The following is a 25725-nucleotide window of genomic DNA, read 5'->3' on the forward strand; positions in this document are numbered from 1 at the left end:
GGATGCGCACCGCATCCCGCGCCCGGCACGGGTTGGGTGAGCGCCGTTGAAGGAAAGCCGCCAGCAAGGTGTAGCGGCCTGCGATCAAAGACCCGAGCCTGGCGACGGCGGCGAACAACTCGCCCCGTGCGTTGCAACGCTCCTCGGGAAGCTGCGCATTCTATCGGTTTGCCGCAGGTTTGCCACGCGCGCGCCACGGCCCATAAGATGACCACTCCAGCCCCGCGCGCCCTTCGCCCTGCCCCACGCCATGCGTCCTTCGCCACGCCGCTTTCCAGCACCCACTCTCGCTGGGCTGCGCCCGCTGTTGCTGTGTGGCGTGCTGCTGACGAATCTGCCCTGGGCGCAGGCCGAAGCGCCCAGCCCGCCACCCCCGGCTCTGTTGCTGGCCGAAACCGCCTCAAGCCAGCTCGATCCGGCGCCCTACTGGGTGAGCGAAAAACTCGACGGCGTGCGCGCCTTCTGGGACGGTCGGGTGCTGCGTTTTCGCAGCGGCAACCCGGTGCCCGCTCCGGCGTGGTTCACCGCCGCGCTGCCCTCGCAGCCGCTGGACGGCGAGCTGTGGATCGCCCGCGAAAGCTTCGACCAGGTCTCGGGCATCGTTCGCAGCAACCCGCCCAACGACCGCGACTGGAAGCAGGTGCGTTACATGGTGTTCGAGTTGCCCAATGCGCCGGGCAGCTTCACCGAGCGCATCGCCCGCATGCGCACGCTGGTGGAACGGGCGCAGGCACCCTGGCTGCAAATGGTGCCGCAGTTCCGCGTGCCCAACTCCGCCGCGCTCAAGCAGCAGCTCGACAAAATCGTGAAGGCAGGCGGCGAGGGCCTGATGCTGCACCGCGCCGATGCGCCGTATCAAACCGGCCGTCAGGATGTGCTGCTCAAGCTCAAGCCCTGGCAGGACGCCGAAGCCACCGTCATCGGCTACACGCCGGGCAAAGGCAAATATGCGGGGCTGACCGGCGCCCTGAACATGCAGATGCCCGACGGCAAGATCTTTCGCATCGGTTCCGGCCTGAGCGACGCCCTGCGCCGCAACCCGCCGCCCATCGGCGCCCAGATTACCTACCGCTACCAGTCGCTCACGCCCTCGGGCCTTCCACGTTTTGCGCGCTACCTTCGCGTGCGCGAGAAAGAATGAGACAGCCTGGACCGGCCCGCGCTACACCCGCGACGCCAAAGCCAGACGCAGCCCCAGACCGACGAAGACGACGCCGGTCAGCCGCCGCACCCAAAGCGCCAGGCGCTGCATGCGCCCCAGAGGGCGCGCCCGCGCCGCCACCCAGGCCACGCCCAGATTGAATAGCGTGCCATTGACGGTGAACACCACGCCGAGCAACAGAAACGCCCAGCCCTGCCCGCGCGTCGAAGTGCCAACGAACTGCGGCAAAAAGGCCAGAAAAAACAGCACGATCTTCGGGTTGAGCACATTGGTCAGCACGCCTTGCCAGAACACCGCCCGCAAGGGTGCGGCGGCCATGGGCGCTGAAACCGCTGGCGCCTGCGTCCTTGCACGCAGCAGACCCACCCCCAGCCACACCAGGTAGGCCGCTCCCATCCACTTGACCACGTTGAACGCCAGATCCGACGCGGCAATCAGCGCCGACAGCCCCACTGCGGCCGCGGTGACATGCACCAGACAACCCGCCCCAACCCCCAGCGCCGCCATCGTCCCGGCCCTCACCCCCTGCCCAGCACTGCGCGACACGATGAACAACATATCCGCGCCGGGGGTCATATTGAGCAGCAGGCCCGAGAGCAGGAACAAGGCGAAGTGGTGGATGTCGGGCATGGGCGGCAAGCTCTAGTGGCAAAGGCGCAATAGTTTGGGTTTGGGGTGGGGCGAACCCTGGCTACAACCAGCGAGAGCGCTTGAGCCAGTAGTACAGCCCGCCGCACAAACCCAGTGTGAAGACGAGCAATGCCGGGTACGACCAGCGCCAGTCCAACTCCGGCATGTGCCGGAAGTTCATGCCGAACCAGCCGGTGAGCAGCGTGGGCACGGCCAGCAGCGCGGCCCAGCCGGCCAGCCGCTTGACCACCTCGTTCTGCTCCAGCGTCACGAGAGAGACCGAGACGTTCATTGCCGCCGAGAGCATTTCGCGCAGCGCGCCCACCGTATCGTTGATCCGGTTGGCATGGTCGTTCACGTCGCGGAAGTAAGGCCGCATGGCCTCGGGCATCACGTCGCCCGGCAGGCGCTGAAGCTGCGCCAGCACATCCTGCAAAGGCGCCACCGCCAGCCGCAGGCGCGTGAGTTCGCGCTGCATGGCGTACAGCCGCTTGAGCGTGCCGCGCCGCCATTGGCGCGCGAAGATCTCGCCTTCCAGCTCCTCCAGCTCGGCCCGATAGGCCTCGACGATGGGCAGGTACCCGTCGACGATGGCATCGAGCACCGCGTACAGCGCATACCCCGGCCCCTGCGCGAGCAGCGCGGGCGTCTGCTCGACATTGCGACGCACCGTCGCGTAGCCGGTCGAATCCCCATGCCGGATGGTGAGGATGTAGTTGCGGCCCATGAACACATGCGTCTCGCCGAACCGCACATGCGCGCCGCTGCGCGAGGCCGTGCGTGCCACGACAAAAAGCGATTCGCCATAGGCCTCCAACTTGGGGCGCTGGTGCGCCTTGGCGGCGTCTTCCACCGCCAGCGGGTGCAGGCCAAACTCGTGCTGCATCTGCGCCAGCAAGGCCGCATCCGGCTCATACAGCCCCACCCAGACAAACCGGTCGGACAAAGCGAGCATGTCGCTGATCGCCTCCAGCGCGATATCGCCCACCCGCCTCCCGCTGCGGTCATAGGCCACACAGGCGCGAACGGGGTTTTCGGCGTTGGGGGTGTCAGAAAGAGGCATGGGATGGTTTCATTCGTTGGCCTAATGGGGCGAATCGTCAGCGGACAAATGCGCGTGATTTTGCATTGCCGAACGAGCCGACATGCTGGAACGACAGTACCGCCCGTCCTTCCGGCGTCATGCAGCACATTGCCAGCTAAGCAAACTCGGGATGCTGCAAGGCCTGCGCAGGCGTGAGGATGCGCAACCCGATTGGAGGCGGATTCACCCCCAACAGGTCTTGGTCGCCGGTGACCAGCCATAAGGCTTGCGCCACCTCGGCGGCGTGAATAAACGCGTCATCGTCGAGATCGCGGCTGAACATCTGTGCAGCCAGCCCGGGCGGAACATCCACCCAAATCGCTGCGGCGCTCAGATCGTGTAGAAGTTGCTGCCGGACCTCGATGGACAGATACGGGTCGAACTTAGGCTTCCACAAGCGAGTCTCAAGTTCGGCAAAGGTGTGCGTCGTCAGCACGACCAGACCGTGCTGCAGAACGCGGCGCACCACTTGCGCGGGCGCACCCGGCGGTGAAAGCGCGGCGCTGATCCAGACATTGGTGTCGATCACGAAACGCCGCGAATCGCGCTCAACTTTCATCAGCCAAGAGATCGTTCAATGCCTGTTCGGTCAGCCCGCCCTGCTGTGCCAGCGCCGCGCTGTTTTCCAGCGTGTGCTGCAGGCGGTTGGCGTAGAAGGCGCACATGGCCTCGAAGTCTTGCGCGCTGACCATCACCCCCACGACGCGGTCGTGCCGCATGACGCGCACGGGCTCACGTTGCACCCGGTCGAGAAATTCGCCGAAGCGCGTCTTGGCTTCATTCGCGGTGTAGGTCTGCATAGGCACCCCCTTTTCGATCAATGCGGGAATGCCCCATTCTACCGCTCGATTCGTTCGATTCGCGCGGTCTGTGGGGCGAATGGCTCGTCCGCTCACCCAAACACTGTTCGCGCATATCAGGGTTGCGCCCCAGCATGGACCGCTGCGAGCTTAGCCTCGTCCCAAACCCGAGTCCTCGCTGATCTGCTCTCAAAAACAGTCGGAAATCATGCGGAACCTGACAAATAATCAACCCAGTGCATGACTGAACAAATTCGGGTCGATTTGTCCCAATCCCTCAAATACCGGTCGAGAAAAATAGAACCCCTGAAACAAATTGATTCCCATACGCTCAAGGCACAGATATTCCTCTCGCGTTTCTACGCCCTCGGCGATGACCCGGATATTCAGATCTATGCAGGTCTGAATAACCCCACGGATAATTGAGGCCTTGATGCGGTCTTCGTTAACGTTGCGCACCAATGCCATGTCCAGCTTGACAATATCCGTTTGCAATTCGGCAAGCAGATTCAGCCCTGCAAAACCGGCGCCAAAATCATCAATCGCCGTCAGAAAACCTCTGCTTTTATAGTCGTTAATGATGGACTTCAAGTGCCCGACATCTTCAACACGCTCGCTCTCGGTGACCTCAAACAGCAGGCGATCTGGCGGAAAACTGTACTGTTCCGCTGCGGCCAAAGTGGCGCGAATACAGAGCTCAGGTTTGTAAACCGCATTCGGAAGAAAATTGATGCTCAGATAGCCTTTCAATCCCAACCGGGCGGCAAGCGCTACCGCCTTGACGCGGCAAGTCTGATCGAATCGATAGCGATTATCGTCGTTCACCTTCTCAAAGATGGTGCTTGCGGGCTCACCCTGCAAACCACGCGCCAAGGCTTCATGTGCAAAAATTGTTCCGCTGCGTGAATCCACAATGGGCTGAAACGCCATGGTGAAATCAAAATCCAGTGGAGGCGAATCGAAACACAGCTTGCAGCCCGTCGCCGCCAATGAATTGATATTCAAAATAGTTCTCCTCGGGGGATAATCAACCTCATGGTGATAGGGGAGAGAGAAGATCAGGAGTCATGCATGACCAAGAACACAGGCATCTGCTGCCTCACTCCCCCTTCTCCCCTTCCAAACGCAGCATACTCGCGCCCTCGCCCAGCGAAATCAGCCCGGTCTTGGCGTAGATGCCGAGCTTGGCGCGGGTGTCGGTGATGTCGAGGTTGCGCAGGGTCAACTGGCCGATGCGGTCCAGCGGGCTGAACGGTGCGTCTTCCACCTTTTCCATGCTCAGGCGCTCGGGCGCGTAGGTCAGGTTGGGGCTCTCGGTGTTGAGGATGGAGTAGTCGTTGCCGCGGCGCAGTTCCAGCGTGACTTCGCCGGTGACGGCGCGGGCCACCCAGCGCTGGGCGGATTCGCGCAACATCATCGTCTGCGGGTCGAACCAGCGGCCCTGGTACAGCAGGCGGCCGAGCTTGAGGCCGCCCATGCGGTACTGCTCAATGGTGTCTTCGTTGTGGATGCCGGTAACCAGGCGCTCGTAGGCGATGTGCAGCAGCGCCATGCCAGGGGCCTCGTAGATGCCGCGGCTCTTGGCTTCGATGATGCGGTTCTCGATCTGGTCGCTCATGCCCAGGCCGTGGCGGCCGCCGATTTCGTTGGCTTTGAGGAAGAGCGCAACCGCGTCGCTGAAGGTCTGGCCGTTGAGGGCGACCGGCTGGCCTTCCTCGAAACGAATGGTGACTTCTTCGGCTTTGACTTCCACTTCGGGCTTCCAGAACGCCACGCCCATGATGGGGTTGACGATGCGGATGCCACTGCTCAAATGCTCCAGGTCTTTGGCTTCGTGCGTGGCGCCGAGCATATTGCTGTCGGTGCTGTAGGCCTTTTCCACCGACATCTTGTAATCGAAGCCGTTGGCAATGAGAAACTCGCTCATTTCCTTGCGGCCGCCAAGTTCGTCGATGAAGCGCTGATCCAGCCACGGTTTGTAGATTTTCAGCGCGGGGTTGGTGAGCAGGCCGTAGCGGTAGAAGCGCTCGATGTCGTTGCCTTTGAAGGTGGAGCCGTCGCCCCAGATGTTGACGTCGTCTTCTTTCATGGCGGCCACCAGCATGGTGCCGGTGACGGCGCGGCCCAGCGGGGTGGTGTTGAAGTAGGTGACGCCGCCGGTGCTGATGTGAAACGCGCCGCACTGGATGGCGGCAATGCCTTCGTGCGCCAGTTGCACGCGGCAGTCGATCAGGCGGGCCTTTTCAGCGCCAAAGCCCATGGCCTTGCGCGGAATGTCGTCGTAGTCGCTCTCGTCGGGCTGGCCGAGGTTGGCGGTGTAGGCGTAGGGCTGGGCGCCCTTTTTTTTCATCCACAGCAGGGCGGCGGAAGTGTCGAGGCCGCCGGAGAAGGCGATGCCGACTTTTTGCCCGGTGGGCAGGTTTTGCAAAATGGTAGCCATGAGTTTGAGCGCCGATTAGCCGAAATGGCAGATGTAGTGATAGGCGGTTTCGCCTTCCGACACGCGAATCTCGAAGCGGGTATTGCCGGGTACGCTGAAACGCTCGCCCACCCCGGATTTCACCCAAACGTCGCTGCCCGGCAGTTTGTATTCGCAGGCCCCGGCCACGCATTCCATGATTTCCGGCGCGCCGGTGTTGAAGGTCAGCGTGGCGGGCAGGATGACACCGACTGATTTTTTCGTACCGTCAGCCAGGGTGATGCCGTGGCTGACGCATTTGCCGTCGAAGTACACATTGGCCTGCGTGTTGACGGTCACGCCGCCGATCTGGGTGGTGCTCATGGATAGGTTCGGGCAGGGGGAAAAGAGACCCGCTATTCTGCCATTCCCATGAACTTACGCACTTATTACCCACCCATCGAACCCTTCAAAACCGGCGTGCTCGACACCGGCGAAGGTCACCAGATCTACTGGGAACTCTGCGGCAATCCGCAAGGTCGGCCTGCCGTCTTTCTGCACGGCGGACCGGGCTCGGGCTGTTCGCCGGATCATCGCCGGCTGTTCGACCCGCAGCGCTACTGCGTGCTGCTGTTTGACCAGCGCGGCTGCGGACGATCGACCCCGCACGCCTCGCTGGAGAACAACACCACCTGGCATCTGGTGGCCGACATCGAGCGGCTGCGCACCCTGCTGGGCGTGGATCGCTGGCTGGTGTTCGGCGGCTCGTGGGGCAGCACCCTGGCTCTGGCCTATGCCCAGACGCACACCGCGCGAGTGTCGGCGCTGATCCTGCGCGGCATCTTCACCCTGCGGCGGGAGGAGCTGCTGTGGTTCTACCAGGAGGGTGCGTCGTGGCTGTTTCCTGATCTGTGGGAGGGCTTTCTGGCGCCCATTCCCGAAGCGGAGCGCGGCGATCTGATCGGCGCTTATCGCAAACGGCTGACGGGCGCCGACCCGGCAGCGCAACTGGCCTGCGCCCGCGCCTGGAGCGTGTGGGAAGGGCAAACCATCCGTCTGCTGCCCGATGCGGTCAACGCCGCACATCATGCGCAGGATGCGTTCTCGCTGGCCTTCGCTCGCATCGAGAACCACTACTTCGTGCATGAAGGCTGGATGGAGCAAGGCCAGTTGATCCGCGACGCAGGCAAGCTGGCCGAGGTGCCCGGCGTCATCGTGCAAGGCCGGTACGACGTGTGCACCCCGGTACGCAGCGCCTGGGACTTGCACCGCGCCTGGCCGCAAGCCGACTTTCAGCTCGTGCCCGACGCCGGGCACGCCTACAACGAGCCGGGCGTCCTCTCGCGTCTGATCGAGGCGACGGACCGATTTGCGGGGTAAGGGCCCACCCCGAAATCGCCTCTTGCGCGGCGATCTGCCCTCTCCAGGAAACGCAGGTCCGCCCCAAGTTTCCTTGCCCCCCGTGGGGGGCGGGCTGGGCGCAGCCCGGCCCTGGGGGCACTCATGAGGCCGGAAACCCTTGGGGCGGCCCGGCGGGTTTCCTTCAAATGCGCTTACGCCGTGGCTGGGGTGCGCAGTGCGCCCAGTCCGGCGTCGTCGCGCAGCTTGGCGGCTTTGTCGGTGGCCTCCCAGCTGAACTCGGGTTCGTCGCGGCCGAAGTGGCCGTAGGCGGCGGTCTTGGAATAGATGGGGCGACGCAGATCGAGCATTTCGATAATGCCGCGCGGACGCAGATCGAAGTGACGGCGCACCAGTTGTTCCAGCTTGGCGTCGTCGATCACGCCGGTGCCCTGCGTCGTCACCATGATGCTGGTGGGCTGGGCCACGCCGATGGCGTAGGAAATCTGCACCAGGCATTTCTTGGCCAACCCGGCAGCCACGATGTTCTTGGCCACATGGCGCGCAGCGTAGGCGGCCGAACGGTCGACCTTGGTCGGGTCTTTGCCGCTGAAGGCGCCGCCGCCATGCGGGGCCGCGCCACCGTAGGTATCGACGATGATCTTGCGCCCCGTCAGGCCGCAGTCGCCCTGCGGGCCGCCGACGACGAAGCGGCCGGTCGGGTTGATGAGGTACTTCACCTCGCCGCGCATGAACTCCGCGGGCAGCACGGGTTTGATGATGTGCTCGATGACCGCTTCGCGCAGATCGGCCAGCGCGATCTCAGGCGCGTGCTGGGTGGACAGCACCACCGTGTCGATGGCCACGGGATAGCCGTTTTCGTAGCGGAAGGTGATCTGGCTCTTGGCATCCGGGCGCAGCCAGGGCAGACGGCCGTCACGGCGCAACTGGCTTTGGCGCTCGACCAGGCGGTGCGCGTAGTAGATCGGCGCGGGCATGAGCTCGGGGGTTTCGTCGCAGGCGTAGCCGAACATCAGCCCCTGGTCGCCGGCGCCGATGTCGAGTTCGTCGTCGTGCGCCTTGTTCACGCCTTGGGCGATGTCGGGGCTTTGCTTGTCGTAGGCGACGAGCACCGCGCAGCTTTTGTGGTCGATGCCGAAATCGGCGTCGTCGTAACCGATGCGTTTGAGCGTATCGCGCGCGACCTGGATGTAATCGACCACGGCCGTGGTGGTGATCTCACCCGCCAGCACGATCAGGCCAGTGTTGGCCAGGGTTTCGGCGGCAACGCGGGAGGCCGGGTCTTGCGCCAGATTGGCGTCGAGAATGGCGTCGGAAATCTGATCGGCCACCTTGTCGGGATGACCTTCGGAAACGGACTCGGATGTAAACAGGAAGTGGTTTGCCATGACGGACCTTTCTTTGAACGGTTGGATCGACGCCACCGTTTGGGTCTCGCACGGCGACGCTTTAGCGGACATCTACGCAGCCGCCCCGAAGGTCGCCTGCCCCTGCCACCCCGCAAGTTGTCATTAACTCGGTGGCAATGTCATGGATTCTATGCGCGCCCTTTGTTCAGCGGCGCTTCGTAACATGGCACCCTTTGCACCTCAGGGAAATCCTTCATCGTGCTGCTTCGCGTGTTCCGCTGGCTGTCTGTCTTGCCGCTGGGTTTGCTCCAGTCGCTCGGGGCGGCGCTCGGCCTGCTGGTTTATGCCGCCTCAAGCGTGTATCGCCAGCGTCTGCGCGCCAACATGCAACAGGCGGGCTACGCGCCAGAGCAGCTTGCGCGCAAGGCGGCCGCGCAAGCCGGACGCATGGTCGGCGAATTGCCCGTGGTCTGGTTTCGGCGCGGCGCTACGGCGCCCGTGCACCGGGTGCAGGTGATCGGCAAGGAGCATGTCGATGCCGTTCGCGCCCAGGGCATGGGCGTGCTGTATCTCACGCCGCACCTGGGATGCTTTGAAATCTCGGCGCAGGCGGCCGCGCTCTGGAGCCCGATCACGGTGATGTTCCGCCCGCCGCGCAAGGCCGTGCTGCTGCCGCTGGCCCTGGCCTCGCGCCAGCGCCACAATCTGGCCACCGCCCCGGCCAATCTCGCCGGGGTGCGGCAATTGCTGCGCGCCCTGCGCGCGGGGGAGTCCGTCGGTCTGTTGCCCGATCAGGCGCCGGGCAGCGGCGAAGGCGTCTGGGCCGACTTTTTCGGCCGCCCGGCCTACACCATGACTCTGCCCGCGCGCCTAGTGCAACTGGGCAACGCCCGCATCATTCTGGCCTCGGCCCTGCGCCTGCCCGGCGGACGCGGCTACACCCTGACGCTGGAGCCGTTTCCCGAAGCCTTGGACGCCGATCCGCAACGCGCCGCCACGCAGATCAATCGTGCGCTGGAAGGTTTGATCCGGCGCTGTCCCGAGCAATATCTCTGGGCCTACAACCGCTACAAAACCCCCTCGGGCGCACCGCCGCCCCCCGCGCCGACTATCGCCGAGGAAAGCGCGTCATGAAGTCGCTGTTCGCCCGTCTGAGCATCGGCCTTGTCTGGCTGCTGCATCTGCTGCCCTACCCGCTGCTCGCTGCGCTGGGCACGGCGGTGGGCTGGCTGCTGTGGCCGCTGGCCCGCTCGCGTCGGCGCATCACCCTGCGCAATCTGCAACTGTGTTTTCCCGACTGGACGGCTGCGCAGCAGCGCGCCGTGGCGCGGCAGCATTTCGTTTTTGTCGCCCGGGCGTTTCTCGAACGCGGCGTGCTCTGGTACGCCAGCCCGAAGCGCCTGCAGCGCCTGCTGCATCTCGAAGGCCCGGTGGAGGAAGCGCTGAACGGCAGCCGCAACACCCTGCTGCTGGGTTTTCACTTCGAGGGGCTCGACGCGGGATGGACGGCGCTCAGCTTGGTGGCGCCGCGTCCGGTTTCGGGCATGTACACCCCGCAGAAAAACAAGGTACTCGACGATTGGGTGGTGGCGCGGCGCAGCCGCTTTCACACCGCCGCCATCGTCTCGCGGCATGACGGCGCGGCGGGCATGTTGCGACAACTCAAAGCCGGGGTGCCGTTCTACACCCTGCCCGACATGGACTTCGGCCTGCGCAGCTCGCGCTTCATCGACTTTTTCGGCGTTCCCGCAGCCACCCTCGACGTCGCGCCGAGGCTGGCGGCTTCCGCCGACGCCCGGGTCTACGCCGTGGTTACCCGCATCCTGCCCGGTGCGCGCGGCTACGCCATCACCGTGCATCCCGCCTGGGGCGATTTTCCCGCGCTGGACGCCCGGGGCAAGCCCGCCGACATCGACGCCGATCTGCGGCGCATGAACCGTTTCATCGAAGAGCAGGTGCGCACCATGCCCGCGCAATACCATTGGGTGCACAAGCGCTTCAAGAACCGCCCCGAAGGCGAGCCCTCTCTTTACTGACCCATGCAAGTCGCGTTCACCAAAATGCACGGCGCCGGAAACGACTTTGTCGTGCTCGACGCCACCCGCGCCCCGCTGGCCCTCAGCGCGGCGCAACTGCGCCTGCTGGCCGACCGGCACTTTGGCGTGGGCGCTGACCAGATTCTGCTGGTCGAAGCCGCACCCTCGCCCGAAGTCGATTTCGGCTATCGCATTTTCAACGCCGACGGCGGTGAGGTGGAGCAATGCGGCAATGGCGCGCGTTGCTTCGTCGCCTATGTGCACGGCAAGGGGCTCACCGCCAAAAGACGCATTCGGGTGCAGACGCTCTCCGGCCTCATCGAACCCGAGCTGCAGCCCGACGGCCGCGTCACCGTGGACATGGGCGCGCCGGTTTTCGATCTGCCGCGCGTGCCTTTCGAGGCCCACGGCCTGAGGCCGCGGCAGGTGGATGGCTGGGAGCAATGGCCGCTGGACCTCGTAGGGGCCACCGCCTGGGTGAGTGTGCTGTCGATGGGCAACCCGCATGCGGTGCAACGGGTGGATGATGTGGACACCGCGCCCGTCCTCAGCCACGGCCCGCTGATCGAGCATCACCCTCGTTTTCCGCGCCGGGTCAACGCCGGTTTCATGCAGATCGTCGATGCCCAGCACATCCGCCTGCGCGTCTGGGAGCGCGGCGCGGGCGAAACCCTGGCCTGCGGCACTGGCGCCTGCGCCGCCGTGGTGGCCGGGCTGCGCCACGGCTGGCTGCAAGGCGCGGTGGACGTGCAGACCCACGGCGGCGAGCTGACCATTTCATGGGCGGGAGCAGGCCAGCCCGTGCGCATGACCGGCCCCGCCGCTTTTGTTTTTGACGGCACGATCGACCTTCCCGATCTGCCCTGATGGAGAACACCCGATGGAACTGAGCGAACACGATCTGGCCGCCTACCTGGCCGCCAACCCCGAATTTTTCGAGCGCCACGCCGAACTGCTCACCACCGTGCAATTGCAGAGCCCGCACGGCAACCGCGCCGTCTCGCTGCAGGAGCGGCAGATGGAAATGCTGCGCGACAAAATGCGCACTCTGGAACATCGCCTGGCCGCGATGATGCGCAACGCGGTGGACAACGAAACCCTGGCTGGCAAGCTGCTGTTGTGGGCCCGCGATGTCATGCTGGCGCAACAGGGCGCACCGGAGCAATTGCCGCAAACGCTGCAAGACACCCTCAAGTCCGCCTTCGACCTGCCCATGACCGCGCTCAAGCTCTGGCCGGTGCGCGAAGCGTTCGCCGCGCTCGACTTCGCCACCGGGGTGAGCGAAGACGCCAAGACCTTCGCCGCCAGCCTGGCCGCACCCTTCGTCGGCCCCAACCCCGGCTTCGAGGCCGCGCACTGGCTGCCGGACGCGCAAATGGCGCAATCGCTCGCGCTCATTCCGCTGCAAAACCCGCATACCAGCATGTGCATGGGGCTGCTGGTGCTGGCCTCCCCCGACAGCCAGCGTTTCACCGCCGATATGGGCACTGACTTCCTCAACCTCATCAGCCAGTTGGCCAGCGCCGCGCTCGTCGGCCTGCTCGCGCACTGAGCCCGCCTGGGCCGTTCTCCGCCCCGCTGTTTGCCCCTCAATTTGCTCATATGGCCGCGCCCGGCTCACTCCTGCCCTGCAGCCCGCTCAATAGCCCGACCTTGCGTCAGTTGGCGGCGGACTATCTCGCACACGCGCAAACCGAACGCCGTCTGGCTGAGGGCACGTTGGTCAACTATCGGCGCGATCTCGATGACCTGCTGCAGCGCGCCGAAGCGCTGGGCGCAGCGCCAATCGAGTCGCTGCACATCCGCCGCTGGGCCGCGCAGCTTCACGCCGGCGGCATGAGCCCGCGCGCCATCGCGGCGCGGCTATCGGCCTGGCGCAGCTTTTTCCGCTGGATGGGGCGGCTCGGCTTCGTCGCCGCCAATCCGGTGCAGGACGTGCGTGCGCCCAAGGCCGCCAAGCCGCTGCCCAAGGCACTTTCGGTCGATCAGGCCGTGGCGCTGGCGGCTTACACCCCGCAAGAATCGACGCCCGCATCGCACCCGCACCGACGCCCGCACCAAGCCGAACCCTTCGCCACCCGCGGCGCGCGGGTGCATGCCATCGCCGAACTGCTTTATTCCTGCGGGCTGCGCGTCTCCGAGCTCACCGGGCTGGACGTGCGCGCCAGCAAGACCGCGCGCGGCTGGATCGACTGGGACGCCGCCGAAGCCACCGTCACCGGCAAGGGCAACAAGCGGCGCAGCGTGCCCATCGGCCGCCCCGCCCTGCTGGCGCTGCGGCAATGGCTGGAGCAGCGCCCCGCCCTGCTCCGCTGCGATGCCGACGCCGACGCGCAGGTCGCGCTGTTTCTCGGCGCACGCGGCGCGCGCCTCACGCCGCAACGAGTCTGGCTGGAGCTGCGCGAGCACGCCCGCGCCGCCGGGCTCGATGCCCGCGTGCATCCGCACATGCTGCGCCACTCCTTCGCCTCGCATGTGCTGCAGTCCAGCGGCGATTTGCGCGCGGTGCAAGAATTGCTGGGCCATTCCAGCATTGCCACTACACAGGTCTACACCCGCCTGGACTTCCAACATTTGGCCAAGGTCTACGACGCCGCCCATCCCCGGGCGCGCAAAAAACCCTAAGGCCCCTCCATGAAAACCATCCGCCTTCATCCGGGCAAGGAACGCTCCTTGCTACGCCGCCACCCCTGGGTGTTCGCCAGCTCGATCGCCAAGGGCAGCGCCGACAGCGGAGAAACCGTCCGCGTGGAATCGCACGATGGCCAGTTTCTCGCCTGGGCCGCGTTCAGCCCCGCTTCGCAAATCCGCTTGCGGGTCTGGAGCTTCGAGGCCACGCAGCGCATCGACGCCCGCTTTTTCACCGAACAACTGCGCGCGGCCATCGCCCGCCGCCAAGCGCTCGGACTGGATCTCACCGCCTGCCGCCTGGTACACGGCGAGAGCGACGGTCTGCCCGGCTGCATCGTCGATCGCTACGCCGACATCATGGTGCTGCAAGCGGGCAGCGCGGGGATTGAGCGCTGGAAATCGGTGATCGTCAGCGCCCTGCACGCCCTCATGCCCGAAACCCGCGTTTACGAACGCTCGGACGCCGCGCTGCGCGAACGCGAAGGCCTGCCCGCGGCCACCGGCTGGCTGCTGGGCGAAGGGCAAACGCAGGTCGAGATCCGTGAAAACGGGCTGCGGCTGCAGGTCGATGTCGCCACCGGCCACAAGACCGGCTTCTACCTCGATCAGCGCGACGCCCGCGCCCGCTTTGCCGACACGTTGCGCGCGCACGGCCTGCAGCGCGTGCTCAACTGCTTCAGCTACACCGGCGGCTTCTCGCTGGCCGCCCTGGCCGGCGGGGCGCAGCAAGTCACCTCGGTCGATTCCTCCGCGCCCACGCTGGCGCTGGCGGCCGAGCATGTCGCGCTCAATGGCTTCGATCCGGCGCGGGCGCAATTCATCGACGCCGACGTCAACGCCACTCTGCGCCGCCTGCGCGAAGAAGGCGCGCAGTTCGACGCCATCGTGCTCGATCCGCCCAAATTCGCCGCCAGCCCGCAGCAAGTCGAACGCGCCGCGCGCGCCTACAAAGACATCAATCGCCTGGCCTTCCATCTGCTGCCGCCGGGCGGCTGGCTGTTCACCTTTTCTTGCTCAGGCGGCGTCAGTGCCGAGCTGTTCCAGAAAATCGTCGCTGGCGCCGCCCTCGACGCGGGCGCAGACGCTCAGATCGTCGCCCGTACCGGCGCGGGGCTCGACCATCCCTTGAGCCTGCATTTCCCCGAAGGCGAGTATCTCAAGGGGCTGCTGCTGCGCCGCAGTTGAACTTCCGGTTGATTTTTCGTTGATCGCCCCGATCTGAATGGGCGTTGCCTCTTTCAAGGAATCCCACCATGGCCTCCCTCATTCCCGCCACCATCGTCACCGGCTTTCTCGGCAGCGGCAAAACCACCTTGCTCAAGCGCGTGCTGCACGAAGCGCATGGCTCCAAGATTGCCGTGATCGAAAACGAGTTCGGCGAAGAGAACATCGACAGCGACATCCTGGTGCAGGAAGCGGGCGAGCAGATCGTGCAGATGTCGAATGGCTGCATCTGCTGCACCATTCGCGACGATCTGCGCGCCACGCTGGCCGATCTGGCCGCCAAGCGCCGCAAGGGCGAGCTGGTGTTCGACCGCGTGGTCATCGAGACCACCGGCATCGCCGACCCTGGCCCGGTCGCGCAGACCTTTTTCATGGACGACGAGGTCGCCAGCCAGTACATGCTCGACGCCATCCTCACCCTGGTCGATGCCAAACACGCCAACCAGCAGCTCGACAGTCGGCAGGAAGCGCGCCGCCAGGTGGGTTTCGCCGACCAGATTTTCATCAGCAAGGCCGATCTGGTCAGCGCCGACGAACTCGCCGCCCTGCAGCACCGGCTCGCCCATATGAATCCGCGCGCCAAGCAAAGCGTGGTGCATTTCGGCGAGGTGCCGCTGTCGCAGGTGCTCGACCTCAAGGGTTTCAACCTCAACGCCAAGCTCGACATCGACCCCGACTTCCTCAAGGCCGATGATCACGATCATCACGACCACGACCATGATCACGACCACCATGACCATGATCACGAGCATGGCGAACACTGCAATCACCCGCACCATCACCACCACGACGATGATGTGAAATCCTTCGTTTACCGCGCCGACAAACCCTTCGATCCGGCCAAGCTCGAAGACTTCCTCGGCGCCATCGTGCAGGTCTACGGCCCGCGCATGCTGCGCTACAAGGGCGTGCTGAACATGCAGGGCATCGACCGCAAAGTGGTGTTCCAGGGCGTACACCAGCTCATGGGCAGCGATCTCGCCGCGCCCTGGGGGCCGCAAGAGCAGCGGCAGAGCAAGATGGTGTTTATCGGCATCGATCTGCCGCGCGACATCCTCGAAAAAGGTCTGCAGCAATGCTTGATCGGATGATGCATTTGCCTTGCCACCCGAAATGAATAGAATCGGGCGGTTTTGGCAGTGGCCAGCCCGGGCAGTGGCTAACCTGAATGACAGCTCGCCCGACAAACCGCAGTCATGGTGGAATTGAGGAGCGGTTGGGTTGCGTTGGGTTGGGTTGCGGTGGGGCTAACCTGCGCCTCGGCACAGCAAAGGCATGATGCCAAGAGTACGGCAAAGAGCGCGGTCAAGAGGGGTGGAAAGTCGAGGGGTGGAAAGTCCGGGGGCGAGTCCAGCGATGGGCGGCTCCACACGTTCAAATCAGCGCGGTCAGCGCACGACGAATTCACCTCGTCCGTGCCCGGCCATGCAGCAAATCAGGCGGCAATGGGCCGTCGGATGGGAAAGTTCGGGAGGATTTTCGTGGTCAAGTCGTCTCAAAAAGCGGTCGCAGCCCCAGGCAAGAGCAAGCCTGCGGCGGCAGACAAAAAACCCGCAGTCAAACCAGTGGCAGCCAAGACCAAGGTCGAGCCAGCCGTTCAGGTGGCGCCAGTAGTGCCCGACAAAGTTGTGCCCGCCAAGTCAGCCGCTAAAGCTACAGCGGCGCAAACCGCGCCAGCCGTCTCTGCCGCACCTGCCAAAAAAGTCACCGCTTCCCCGGCGCTTCGGCGCTCATCCTCGTCTGGCGTGAGTAAACTCCACGCCTCAAAACCCTTGTCGGCGGCCATGGGGTCGCCGGAACCTATCCGACTCGACAGAAGTTCCATGAGCAGCACAACCATCGAACCCACCCCCAGAAAATCCGATCCCAAGCATGCCAATGCCTGGAAGCACAAGACTGCCTCCGAACTGACCGAGCAAGAATTGCTGGCCATGCCCGAGTCGGAATACATGAACGAAGTCCAGCTCGACTACTTCAAGCGTCTGCTCAGCACCATGCGCGACGATCTGATCAAGAGCGCGGGCGAAACTACCGAGCATCTGCGCGAAGACACGCTGCTAGTCCCCGACCCGGCCGATCGCGCCACCATTGAAGAAGAGCACGCGCTAGAGTTGCGCACCCGCGACCGTGAGCGCAAGCTGTTGAAAAAAATTGACCAGTCGCTGCAGCGTATCGAAAGCGGCGAATATGGCTGGTGCGAAGAAACGGGCGAGCCCATTGGCATCGGCCGTCTGCTGGCCCGGCCGACGGCCACCCTGTCGCTCGAAGCGCAGCAACGCCGCGAGCTTAAGCAGAAAATGTTCAACGATTGATTGAAGATCTGTCGCCTCCCTGCGGCAGGCGCGATTTGCGGGCATCTCAGGCATGAGCAGTTCTGACTCAGGCGGTTTCTGGAAGCGAGTGGGTTCTTTTGTCAAGAACCCGACCCGCGACTGGTCGCTAACCGACGAACAGGCCCTTCAAGAGCATGAAAACCTCGCCCGGGTCAAGGCCCGCGAGGACCAGAAGCGTCAGGACGATTTCATCCGCAAGCGCGAACTCGACGGCCTGCGCAAGCTACGCAGGCGCGAGGCCACTGATCTGGGCATGGATGACAGCCTGCAGACCAATGTTCCGGATCTGACGTCCCAGCCCACCCCGGTACACGACCGGGACGAAACCCTGCGAAAAATCAACGAGATCGAAAAATCGATGGCGGGTGATCACGCCTCTGCCGCAACCCGCAGTCGCGCGCCGGTCACGCGGCAGATGCCTGCGCCCACGACCCGATCTCTTCCCCAAAGTCTGCCCCCCCAAAGCCACCAGCCATCACAGGCCAAACCGCCACTCACCTTCGCGCCCCCATCCCTGACGGCGGGGACGCTATCGCCCGAGTCGCAGACGACTGGAACGATGCACTTCAAGGTGGATACGGCCTATGCCGATACCACTCTGATCACCAAGCCGGGCGGTCTGACAACGCAACCCGCAACCGGTGTGCCGTCGCAGTCCGGCCCGACCACGGCGCCGGGTGAGCCGCCTACGCTGCCGCCTGTTGGCTACGCCCCCACTGTCCCCTTCGTGCCCAGCGCGCCGCCAGCGCAGGTGCGCAAGTCGCAACCGGCTGCCGTGTCGTTCGACGAGCAGCCTACGCTAGCGGCAGCCACCCGCCTGAGCGCCGACGCCCTACCGCCGCACACCTCGGCGCCCTCGGGCGACAGTTGGCTGCGATCGAGTAATGACTTCATGCCCAGCGCCTTCTTCGCCGTGGAAGTGCACGAGGCTTTGAGCTCCAATCCCTTGTTCGATCAGGCGGTGATGGACTTCGCCAATGGCGATGATGTCGCCGCAGAGTCGGCCTTGCGCGACGCCATTTCCAACTCGCAGGATCTGGATTCGGAGAAAGAGCTCTGGCTGGCGCTGTTTGACCTATTCCGCGCCTCGGGGCAGATCGACAAGTTCGAAGCCCTGGTGACCGATTTCGTCAGCCGATTCCAGACCTCGGCGCCGATGGCCGAAGACGGCCTGCCTGCGCCCGCTGCGGCGCCCGCGCCAGCGTCAAACCACTTCAAGCCCTCGCTGGTTTTTTCTGCATCGGTCGATGCCGTCCAAACCGAGCGTTTGCGCAAGCTGCTGCTCAATGCGCCGTCGGCGCTTGAATTGAGCTTCGAGGAGGTGCGCACCATCACGCCAACCGCCTTGTCCGCACTGGTTGAGTCGCTGAAAAAGATCAACAGCACCGCCTGCACCGTCACTCTGAACGGCGCGAATACCCTGCTGTCCCTTTGCCAAGTGCAGGCGCCCGCCATGCAGCGCGAGGCCGATCCGCAATGGTGGGCCTTGCGTCTGGAGTTGCTGCGCTTGGTCAACCAGCAGGACGATTTCGACGCCATCGCGCTCGACTACTGCGTGACCTACGAAATCTCTCCTCCGACCTGGGAAGCCAGCCGCGCCAGAGTCGAACTCGTCGGCGTGGACGGCAACGCGGCGCCTGAGGCATCCACACAGCCAGTTGCGTTTCAGAACTCGGGGATCAGCCCGAATTCCGTTTTGGGCAATGGCGGCTCGCGCTCGGCACAGTTGCATCTCAGCGGCGAGATTCTCGGCAGTTCAAGCGACTTTCTGAACCCGCTGGAGCAGGCAGCCAAAACGCATGAACAGATGAGCATTTCCCTGCGTCAGTTGCGCCGTATCGATTTTTCGAGCGCAGGCGCCCTGCTCAACTGGGCCATGATGCAACACGATCAGGGCAAGACCCTGCAGTTCACCGGCGTACACCGGCTGATCGCCGGTCTGTTCAGCATCCTCGGCCTGCACGAGCACGCCCTCATTCAGCTGCGTCGCGACTGAGGTTCTGCTCGGCGCCGTCCGGCTGCGGCAAAGCGGCGCTTGCACTGCCAGGTTGCCACACTGCCGCCTCTTGAGTTTTCTACTCCCACCCTTACATCCCGGCATGGATCAATATCACGGCACCACCATTCTGAGCGTGCGCCGCGGCGCTACCGTGGCCCTGGGCGGCGACGGGCAAGTGACGCTTGGCAATATCGTCGTCAAATCCACTGCGCGCAAGGTGCGCAGGCTCTACAACAACCAGATTCTGGCTGGCTTCGCCGGGGGAACGGCCGATGCCTTTACGCTGTTCGAGCGCTTCGAGGCCAAGCTGGAGAAGCACCAGGGACAGTTGTTGCGCAGCGCGGTCGAACTGGCCAAGGACTGGCGCACCGACCGCATGCTGCGCCGGCTGGAGGCCATGCTCTCGGTGGCCGATGCCGAGCACTCGCTCATCATCACCGGCAATGGCGATGTGCTCGAACCCGAGTACGGCATCGTGGCCATCGGCTCGGGCGGAGCGTATGCGCAGTCGGCGGCAAGGGCCCTGCTCGAACACACCGCGCTGAGCCCGCGCGAGATCGTCGCCCAATCGCTGAAGATTGCGGGCGACATCTGCATCTACACCAACCAGTCGCACACCATCGAAACCCTGGGTGAGTAAGACCATGAATATGACTCCCCGAGAAATCGTCTCCGAGCTCGACCGTTTTGTCATCGGCCAAGCCAAGGCCAAGCAGGCGGTGGCCATCGCCCTGCGCAACCGCTGGCGCCGCCAGCAGGTCGCCGAGCCGCTGCGGCACGAAATCACCCCAAAAAACATTCTGATGATCGGCCCCACCGGCGTGGGCAAAACAGAGATTGCGCGCCGTCTGGCCAAGCTGGCCGACGCGCCGTTCATCAAGGTCGAGGCTACCAAGTTCACCGAAGTGGGCTACGTCGGGCGCGATGTGGACACCATCATCCGCGACCTGATGGAGGCTGCCGTGAAGCTGGCGCGCGAAACCGCCATGCGCCAGCAACGCACCCGCGCCGAAGACCGCGCGGAAGACCGCATTCTCGACGTGCTGCTGCCCGCGCCGGCGGACTCCAGCGGGCATACCCCATCGGTCACCGAGAACAATCCCACGCGCCAAATGCTGCGCAAGCGCCTGCGCGAGGGCCAGCTCGATAACAAGGAAATCGAGATCGACCTTGCGGTACACCCAGCCAGCGTGGACATCATGGGCCCGCCCGGCATGGAGGACATGACCGAGCAGATCCGTTCCATGTTCGCCAATCTGGGCCAGACGCGCCGCAAGACGCGCAAGGTGACGGTGCGCGAAGCGCAGAAGCTGCTGATCGACGAAGAGGCCGCCAAACTGGTCAACGAGGACGAGATCAAGGCGGGCGCGCTGCGCGCGGTGGAGCAGAACGGAATTGTGTTCCTCGACGAGATCGACAAGGTCGCCTCGCGCAGCGACACCCAGGGCGCCGATGTGTCGCGCCAGGGCGTGCAGCGCGATCTGCTGCCGCTGGTGGAAGGCACCACGGTCAGCACCAAATACGGCATGGTGCGCACCGATCACATTCTGTTCATCGCCAGCGGCGCGTTTCACGTCGCCAAGCCTTCCGACCTGATTCCCGAACTACAGGGGCGCTTTCCCATCCGGGTGGAACTGGAGTCGCTCTCAGTCGCAGATTTCGAGGCCATTCTCACCAGTACCGACGCCAGCCTCACCAAGCAGTACGCCGCGTTGCTCGCCACCGACGGCGTGCAAGTCGAGTTCACCGCAGACGGTATTCGCCGCATGGCAGAAGTGGCGTTTCAAGTGAACGAAAAGACCGAAAACATCGGCGCGCGGCGGCTGCACACGGTGATGGAGCGGCTGCTTGAAGAGGTGTCGTTTCACGCCGATGGCGCGCAGCACAGCACCGTGAAAGTCGATGCGGCGATGGTCAACGAACGTCTGGGCGACATTGCCCGCGACGAAGATCTGTCGCGCTACGTGCTTTGATCCATCTGCGGCTGCGCGTTCCCCGCAATGCACAGCAAGCCTTCGAACACCAGATGTTCGACATGCTGATGCGGCAGCCCCAGGGCGTCGCGCAGCTTGGGTGCCGCGCCGCCGGTCAGCAGCACAACCACCTCGCCCGCTTCCCGCGCTTGCAGACGCGCATGCATCTGCCGCGCCGCGCCCGAGATGGCCAAGGCGCCACCGGTCATCAAGGCATCGCTGGTATTGGTGGGAAATTCCGCGATGTCGCCTTCGGGCACGCGCAGCCCAGCAGTGCCCATCTCCAGCGCCTTGAGCATCAACCCAAAGCCGGGCAGGATGATGCCGCCGATGAACACCCCTTCGCGGCTGAGGCAATCGACGGTGACGGCCGTCCCCACGCTGATGACCATCGCCGCCTGATCGGGCACGCGCTGGCGCGCGCCCAGTTGCGCCGCCCAGCGATCCGCACCCAGCAATGAGGGCACGGCATAGCTGTTGCGCAGCCCGCATTGCGCGGCCTGCGCGCTGATCCAGTTGCAGCGCAGCCCAAGCGCATCAAGCTCGGCACACACCCGCGCGGTAACCACCGCACCGGCCACGGCACAACCGATCACCCGCTCGGCGCGAGGCTGTGCGGCCAGCACACGGCTGAGTTGATCGACCTCTTCCAGCAGCATGGCCCCACCGGCGAGCAACTCCGCGTTGCGTTGCGCTCGCGCATACAGGCCCCATTTCAGCCGGGTATTGCCAACGTCGAGAACGAGAAGATGCATCCGGGTAACGTGTCAGGGATTGTGGTTTCCTGAACCATAGCAGAGCAATCCCGCGAATCTGCAGCCAGGGCTGCGCGGGCCATCAGCGCAATTTGGCCCCGTCTTCTGCCGCGTGTTCCCGATCCCGAAGGCCCTTGGCATCCAGGGTGCCGAACCCGTTGAAGTAGGCATTGAGCAAAAACGCCACCACGGCGGTGAGCAGAATGCCGCTGTGCAGCATGGGCGCGAGAACTTCAGGGAAGTGGATGAAAAATTGCGGCGCCACCAGAGGAATCATGCCAAAGCCGATGCCCAGTGCGACGATGAGCAGATTGTTGCGATTGTTCTTGTAATCAACCTCGCTGAGGATGCGGATGCCCGTAGCCGCTACCATGCCGAACATGGCGATACCGGTACCGCCGAGCACAGGCTGGGGGATCGCCGCCACCAGCGCACCCAGTTTGGGCATCAGCCCAAGCAGCAGCATGATGACACCGCCGGTCACCGTCACCCAGCGGCTGCGCACGCCGGTCATGCCCACCAAGCCGATGTTCTGCGAAAACGAGGTGGTGGGAAAGGTGTTGAACATGCCGGCCAAAATGGTGCCCAAAGCATCGACCCGCAGACCGCGCCCCAGCTCGGTGCGACCCACCTTGCGCCCGACAATGTCGCCCAGCGCGAAAAACATGCCGGCCGATTCGACGAACACCACCAGCTCCACCACGCACAGGGTCACGATCGGGCCGATGGCGAATTGCGGCGCACCAAACTGAAACGGCATGACCAGATGGAAAGCATCGGCCTTGGCGACCTGATCGAAATGCATCAGCCCCAGCAAGGCGGCCGCCACGCTGCCGAGCACCAGACCGATCAGCACCGAAATGTTTTTGAGGAAGCTGCGGCCGAATTTGCTGATGAACAGAATGACCACTAGCACGAACAGGGCGATGCCCAGATTTTCCATCGAGGCATACGCCGGGTTGGGCACCAAGCTGCCCGCGGCCGCGTGCGGTGAGGTATCGGCAATCATGGGTTTGAGCCAGGCGCCGCCGACGGCCCACTGAATGCCGACCTGCATGAGCGAAATGCCGATGATGGTGATGACCGAGCCAGTGACCACAGGCGGGAACATGCCCATCAGGCGGCAGGCAAAGGGCACGATCAGTAGCCCGAATACGCCTGCGGCGATGATGGCGCCGAAGATGTCCTGCAGGCCCATACCGGGCGTGGTGGCGATGGCGATCATCGGCGTGACCGAGGCGAAAGTCATGCCCATCATCACCGGCATGCGAATGCCGAACCAGGGAGTGAGTCCGAGCGACTGAATGATGCTGGTCACCCCGCAGATGAACAGGTCGGCCGTGATGAGCAACGCGATCTGCTCCACCGGCAGCTTCAGCGCCGAGCCGATGATCAGCGGCACCGCCACGGCGCCCGCGTACATCACCAGCACATGCTGGATGCCCAGCGCGACCAGCTTGCCAGCAGGCAAAACTTCATCAACCGGATGCGGTGCGTTTTCAGATACCGCCGGTGCGATGGCTGGGTTCATGGTGGTCTCCTGTTGATTGTTTTGTGTCGTGGTGAACGTCGTCGCGATGTCTCAGGGCTTGGCGCCGTCTTTGATCCACTGCCCGATTTCGGCGCGCTCCAGATCGGTCATCTGCGTAGCGTTGTTCAGCGGCATGGCCTTGAGCACCACCACCTGCTGATAAATCGCCTGCGCGTGGCTGACGATGTCCGGCGCCGAATCCAGACGCACGCCTTTGCTAGCTGCGGCTCCGGCATGGCAGAGCAAGCAGCGCTCCTGCACGATGTGCTGCACCTGCGCGAACGTGATCGGTTTCGCGTTTGCCAACGAGGGCTGCGGCTTGGGCGCGAGCGCCACCGCCACGGCCAGAATGAGGCCGCCACCCACGATCCAGTATTGCCACTTCCAGGCGCCTTTGTGTTTGAGCACGAAGAACTGGCGGATAAGCGCGCCGGCCAACATCATCAGCACCAGCACCAGCCAGTTGTTCGGCGCGTCATACACGAAGCTGTAATGGTTGGACAGCATGGCGAACAGCACCGGCAGGGTGAAGTAGGTGTTGTGCACACTGCGCTGCTTGCCGCGCTTGCCATCCATCGGGTCGGGCGTTTGGCCAGCGCGCATGGCCGCCACTACCCGGCGCTGACCGGGGATGATCCAGAAAAACACATTGGCACTCATCGAGGAACCGAGCATGGCGCCGATGATCAGAAACGCCGCCCGCCCGGCAAACAAATGGCAGGCCAGCCAGGCCGCAATGAGCACATACACCGCGACCAGAATGCCCACGGTGAGGTCGCCCTTCTTGCCTTGGCCGAACACGCGGCAGATGCCGTCATAGACCAACCAGCCGACGACGAGAAAGCCCAGCATGGCCGCCACCGCGTACCCCGGCGAACTCCAGGCAAACACCCGCGGATCGACGATGAAAATGCCGGCGTGATAGAAGTAAAGCACGCAGAGCAGAGCAAACCCCGACAGCCAGGTGGAATAGCTCTCCCAATAAAACCAGTGCAGATGCTGCGGCAGGTTCTTCGGCGCGACCCTGTATTTCTGCGGGTTGTAGAAGCCCCCGCCATGCACCGCCCACAGTTCCCCATCCACTCCCCTGGCCTTCAACTCCGGGTCGGTAGGTTTTTCAAGGCTGTTGTCGAGCCAGACGAAATAAAACGAAGAACCAATCCAAGCAATCGCCACAATGACGTGCAGCCAACGCAGCAGCAGGTCGGCCCAGTTCATGGCGTAGGGCAGGATGGTGGTCATCAAGTCGCTCATCATGACGTCTCCTAAAGGGTCATATGAAGTCGACTTCCGCCACGGCAGGCTCTGCGAAAGTCATCAAGGTCGCGTGCCAAAAGGCGCGATGCCTTTGGCGTGTTGGCCGCTGCGACGAAGGGTTGATTTCAAAAATTCATGCTGAGGCCCAATGCGATGCCTGTGGAAGCAGCCCCCGAACCACTGGCGGCCGTAGGTGCGTTGTTGTTGCCGAAGGCATCGACTTCGTTCACAAAGTAGTGGTAGTTCGTCGCACGCGCATACATGGCATAGAGTGAAGTGCGTTTGGATAAGGCATAGCGCACGCCCAGATTGACCATGCGGGTATTCGGACGCGCTATGGTCTTGTCGCTCTGCAAGGCGAATTCGCCAATGAAGGTCGCCGCGCCGTAAGGCACACTTGCCGTCACAGCGTAGGCGTTCAAGCTGGGATTGCCGCTGCTAGGGTCAGGCCTGTTACGTGCCACATAAGCGCCAATACGAACCACCTTGAAGTCATAGGCTGCAGCCAGCATGGTGTGCTTGAGTGCTGTGACATCATTCGGGCCTTTCTGATTCTCGTAGTCCAAGCCGATAAACAATGGTCCCTGCGCATAGCCCAAATGCAGGTTGTAGGCGCCAGTCGTTTTGTTGAGGCCGATGCCATCGCCAAACTGGTACATAGCCGCGGCATTGAAGCCGTTGAGGCTGGGCGAGTAATAGGCAATTGCCTGGCTGTACCAGACGGGCTCGCCGATAGTGGCGACATTGGTATTGCCGAACGGACTCAGGCTATCGCTGTGCAAGGGATCGATAACGTAGAAGTCGCCATTGCTGAGAGTAAACATGCGCCCCATCTGGAACGTGCCATAGTCACCTTTCAATCCGACGATACTGGTGCGGCCCATAAAACCCGGGCCGCAGAATTGCGCGCTGGCATTGGTGGCCCCCGGGGCGGCGCCATTGGCACAGAACGAAGTCTCGGTCTGAAAGAACACCGAAGTACCGCCACCCAAATCTTCCTGGCCTTTGAGCCCGATGACGCTGGGGTTGAGGATGCCGTTGCCTAGCTTGTTGACGCTTCCAGCACCGTTGTTGAAGTGCTCAATACCTAGATCAACGGTTCCGTAGAGTTGGACGCTGGATTGGGCGTGGGCCACAGCACTCAGACCCAAGCCCAAAGCGATGGTCATGATGGCGAGTTGTTTATTCATTTCTTGTCCCTTGA

The 25725-nt window shown here is 63.7% G+C and carries 25 protein-coding genes and 1 riboswitch; of the genes, 13 read left to right on the top strand and 12 right to left on the bottom strand.

Annotation, left to right across the window (positions count from 1 at the left end; genetic code table 11):
* Window positions 1–31: 31 nt before the first annotated feature.
* A riboswitch (S-adenosyl-L-homocysteine riboswitch) is annotated at window positions 32–151 on the bottom strand.
* A 99-nt stretch (window positions 152–250) separates the two neighbouring features.
* Window positions 251–1141, top strand: a complete 891-nt coding sequence (locus tag THI_RS11735) for a DNA ligase (RefSeq protein ID WP_013106468.1) — start codon at window positions 251–253, stop codon at window positions 1139–1141.
* Window positions 1142–1162: 21 nt separating this feature from the next.
* On the opposite strand, the gene THI_RS11740 is transcribed toward THI_RS11735, so the two are convergent.
* From THI_RS11740 to ppnP, 7 genes are all read right to left on the bottom strand, one after another.
* On the bottom strand, window positions 1163–1792 hold the full coding sequence (locus THI_RS11740) for a LysE family translocator (RefSeq protein ID WP_013106469.1): 630 nt from the start codon (window positions 1790–1792) through the stop codon (window positions 1163–1165).
* Window positions 1793–1853: 61 nt separating this feature from the next.
* Complete coding sequence (gene corA / locus THI_RS11745) at window positions 1854–2855, bottom strand: magnesium/cobalt transporter CorA (protein ID WP_013106470.1); 1002 nt, start codon at window positions 2853–2855, stop codon at window positions 1854–1856.
* A 136-nt stretch (window positions 2856–2991) separates the two neighbouring features.
* On the bottom strand, window positions 2992–3435 hold the full coding sequence (locus THI_RS11750; protein WP_013106471.1) for a putative toxin-antitoxin system toxin component, PIN family: 444 nt from the start codon (window positions 3433–3435) through the stop codon (window positions 2992–2994).
* Entirely contained in the window at window positions 3425–3676 is a 252-nt protein-coding gene (locus tag THI_RS11755; protein WP_013106472.1) for a type II toxin-antitoxin system Phd/YefM family antitoxin, read from the bottom strand. The genes THI_RS11750 and THI_RS11755 overlap by 11 nt, the downstream gene beginning before the upstream one ends.
* 228 nt (window positions 3677–3904) lie before the next feature.
* Window positions 3905–4681 carry an EAL domain-containing protein gene (locus THI_RS11760; RefSeq protein ID WP_013106473.1) on the bottom strand — a complete coding sequence of 259 codons (777 nt, stop codon included), beginning with the start codon at window positions 4679–4681 and terminating at the stop codon, window positions 3905–3907.
* A gap of 94 nt (window positions 4682–4775) precedes the next feature.
* A complete protein-coding gene (argG, locus tag THI_RS11765; protein ID WP_013106474.1) occupies window positions 4776–6116 on the bottom strand; it encodes an argininosuccinate synthase in 1341 nt (446 codons plus the stop codon).
* Between the two features lie 15 nt (window positions 6117–6131).
* A complete protein-coding gene (ppnP, locus tag THI_RS11770) occupies window positions 6132–6458 on the bottom strand; it encodes a pyrimidine/purine nucleoside phosphorylase (protein WP_013106475.1) in 327 nt (108 codons plus the stop codon).
* Window positions 6459–6506: 48 nt separating this feature from the next.
* On the opposite strand from ppnP, the gene pip reads away from it, so the two are divergent.
* Window positions 6507–7454, top strand: coding sequence for a prolyl aminopeptidase (gene pip / locus THI_RS11775; protein WP_013106476.1), 948 nt, complete (start codon window positions 6507–6509; stop codon window positions 7452–7454).
* A 173-nt stretch (window positions 7455–7627) separates the two neighbouring features.
* Here the strand turns inward: pip and metK are convergent, their stop codons facing one another.
* Window positions 7628–8821 carry a methionine adenosyltransferase gene (gene metK, locus THI_RS11780; RefSeq protein ID WP_013106477.1) on the bottom strand — a complete coding sequence of 398 codons (1194 nt, stop codon included), beginning with the start codon at window positions 8819–8821 and terminating at the stop codon, window positions 7628–7630.
* Window positions 8822–9040: 219 nt separating this feature from the next.
* On the opposite strand from metK, the gene THI_RS11785 reads away from it, so the two are divergent.
* The 11 genes from THI_RS11785 to hslU all read left to right on the top strand — a co-directional run bounded on the left by THI_RS11785 (window position 9041) and on the right by hslU (window position 20978).
* Window positions 9041–9916 (top strand): lysophospholipid acyltransferase family protein, encoded by an 876-nt coding sequence (locus THI_RS11785; RefSeq protein ID WP_013106479.1) that lies wholly within the window; start codon window positions 9041–9043, stop codon window positions 9914–9916.
* The gene (locus THI_RS11790) at window positions 9913–10818 is read left to right on the top strand and encodes an LpxL/LpxP family acyltransferase (protein ID WP_013106480.1); all 906 of its coding nucleotides are present in this window, start codon (window positions 9913–9915) and stop codon (window positions 10816–10818) included. The genes THI_RS11785 and THI_RS11790 overlap by 4 nt, the downstream gene beginning before the upstream one ends.
* A gap of 3 nt (window positions 10819–10821) precedes the next feature.
* On the top strand, window positions 10822–11685 hold the full coding sequence (gene dapF / locus THI_RS11795) for a diaminopimelate epimerase (RefSeq protein ID WP_013106481.1): 864 nt from the start codon (window positions 10822–10824) through the stop codon (window positions 11683–11685).
* Window positions 11686–11698: 13 nt separating this feature from the next.
* On the top strand, window positions 11699–12370 hold the full coding sequence (locus THI_RS11800; protein WP_013106482.1) for a DUF484 family protein: 672 nt from the start codon (window positions 11699–11701) through the stop codon (window positions 12368–12370).
* 50 nt (window positions 12371–12420) lie between these two features.
* Window positions 12421–13443, top strand: coding sequence for a tyrosine recombinase XerC (locus THI_RS11805; RefSeq protein WP_013106483.1), 1023 nt, complete (start codon window positions 12421–12423; stop codon window positions 13441–13443).
* A 9-nt stretch (window positions 13444–13452) separates the two neighbouring features.
* On the top strand, window positions 13453–14634 hold the full coding sequence (locus tag THI_RS11810; protein ID WP_013106484.1) for a class I SAM-dependent rRNA methyltransferase: 1182 nt from the start codon (window positions 13453–13455) through the stop codon (window positions 14632–14634).
* A 68-nt stretch (window positions 14635–14702) separates the two neighbouring features.
* Window positions 14703–15764: a CobW family GTP-binding protein gene (locus tag THI_RS11815; RefSeq protein WP_013106485.1), complete on the top strand. Its 1062-nt coding sequence runs from the start codon at window positions 14703–14705 to the stop codon at window positions 15762–15764.
* Window positions 15765–16496: 732 nt separating this feature from the next.
* Complete coding sequence (gene dksA, locus THI_RS11825) at window positions 16497–16985, top strand: RNA polymerase-binding protein DksA (RefSeq protein ID WP_013106486.1); 489 nt, start codon at window positions 16497–16499, stop codon at window positions 16983–16985.
* A 52-nt stretch (window positions 16986–17037) separates the two neighbouring features.
* The gene (locus THI_RS11830) at window positions 17038–19002 is read left to right on the top strand and encodes an STAS domain-containing protein (RefSeq protein WP_013106487.1); all 1965 of its coding nucleotides are present in this window, start codon (window positions 17038–17040) and stop codon (window positions 19000–19002) included.
* Window positions 19003–19105: 103 nt separating this feature from the next.
* Window positions 19106–19645: an ATP-dependent protease subunit HslV gene (gene hslV, locus THI_RS11835; RefSeq protein WP_013106488.1), complete on the top strand. Its 540-nt coding sequence runs from the start codon at window positions 19106–19108 to the stop codon at window positions 19643–19645.
* Between the two features lie 4 nt (window positions 19646–19649).
* Window positions 19650–20978 (top strand): ATP-dependent protease ATPase subunit HslU, encoded by a 1329-nt coding sequence (gene hslU / locus THI_RS11840; protein ID WP_041609008.1) that lies wholly within the window; start codon window positions 19650–19652, stop codon window positions 20976–20978.
* Here the strand turns inward: hslU and THI_RS11845 are convergent.
* From THI_RS11845 to THI_RS11860, 4 genes are all read right to left on the bottom strand, one after another.
* On the bottom strand, window positions 20966–21733 hold the full coding sequence (locus THI_RS11845) for a type III pantothenate kinase (protein WP_013106490.1): 768 nt from the start codon (window positions 21731–21733) through the stop codon (window positions 20966–20968). The genes hslU and THI_RS11845 overlap by 13 nt on opposite strands.
* Before the next feature lie 82 nt (window positions 21734–21815).
* On the bottom strand, window positions 21816–23264 hold the full coding sequence (locus THI_RS11850) for a nucleobase:cation symporter-2 family protein (protein ID WP_013106491.1): 1449 nt from the start codon (window positions 23262–23264) through the stop codon (window positions 21816–21818).
* Between the two features lie 51 nt (window positions 23265–23315).
* Entirely contained in the window at window positions 23316–24521 is a 1206-nt protein-coding gene (locus THI_RS11855) for a urate hydroxylase PuuD (RefSeq protein WP_013106492.1), read from the bottom strand.
* 125 nt (window positions 24522–24646) lie between these two features.
* Window positions 24647–25711 carry a porin gene (locus THI_RS11860; protein ID WP_013106493.1) on the bottom strand — a complete coding sequence of 355 codons (1065 nt, stop codon included), beginning with the start codon at window positions 25709–25711 and terminating at the stop codon, window positions 24647–24649.
* Between the last annotated feature and the right edge of the window lie 14 nt (window positions 25712–25725).

It is taken from the genome of Thiomonas arsenitoxydans, from assembly GCF_000253115.1.
In the GTDB taxonomy this organism is placed as follows: domain Bacteria; phylum Pseudomonadota; class Gammaproteobacteria; order Burkholderiales; family Burkholderiaceae_C; genus Thiomonas; species Thiomonas arsenitoxydans.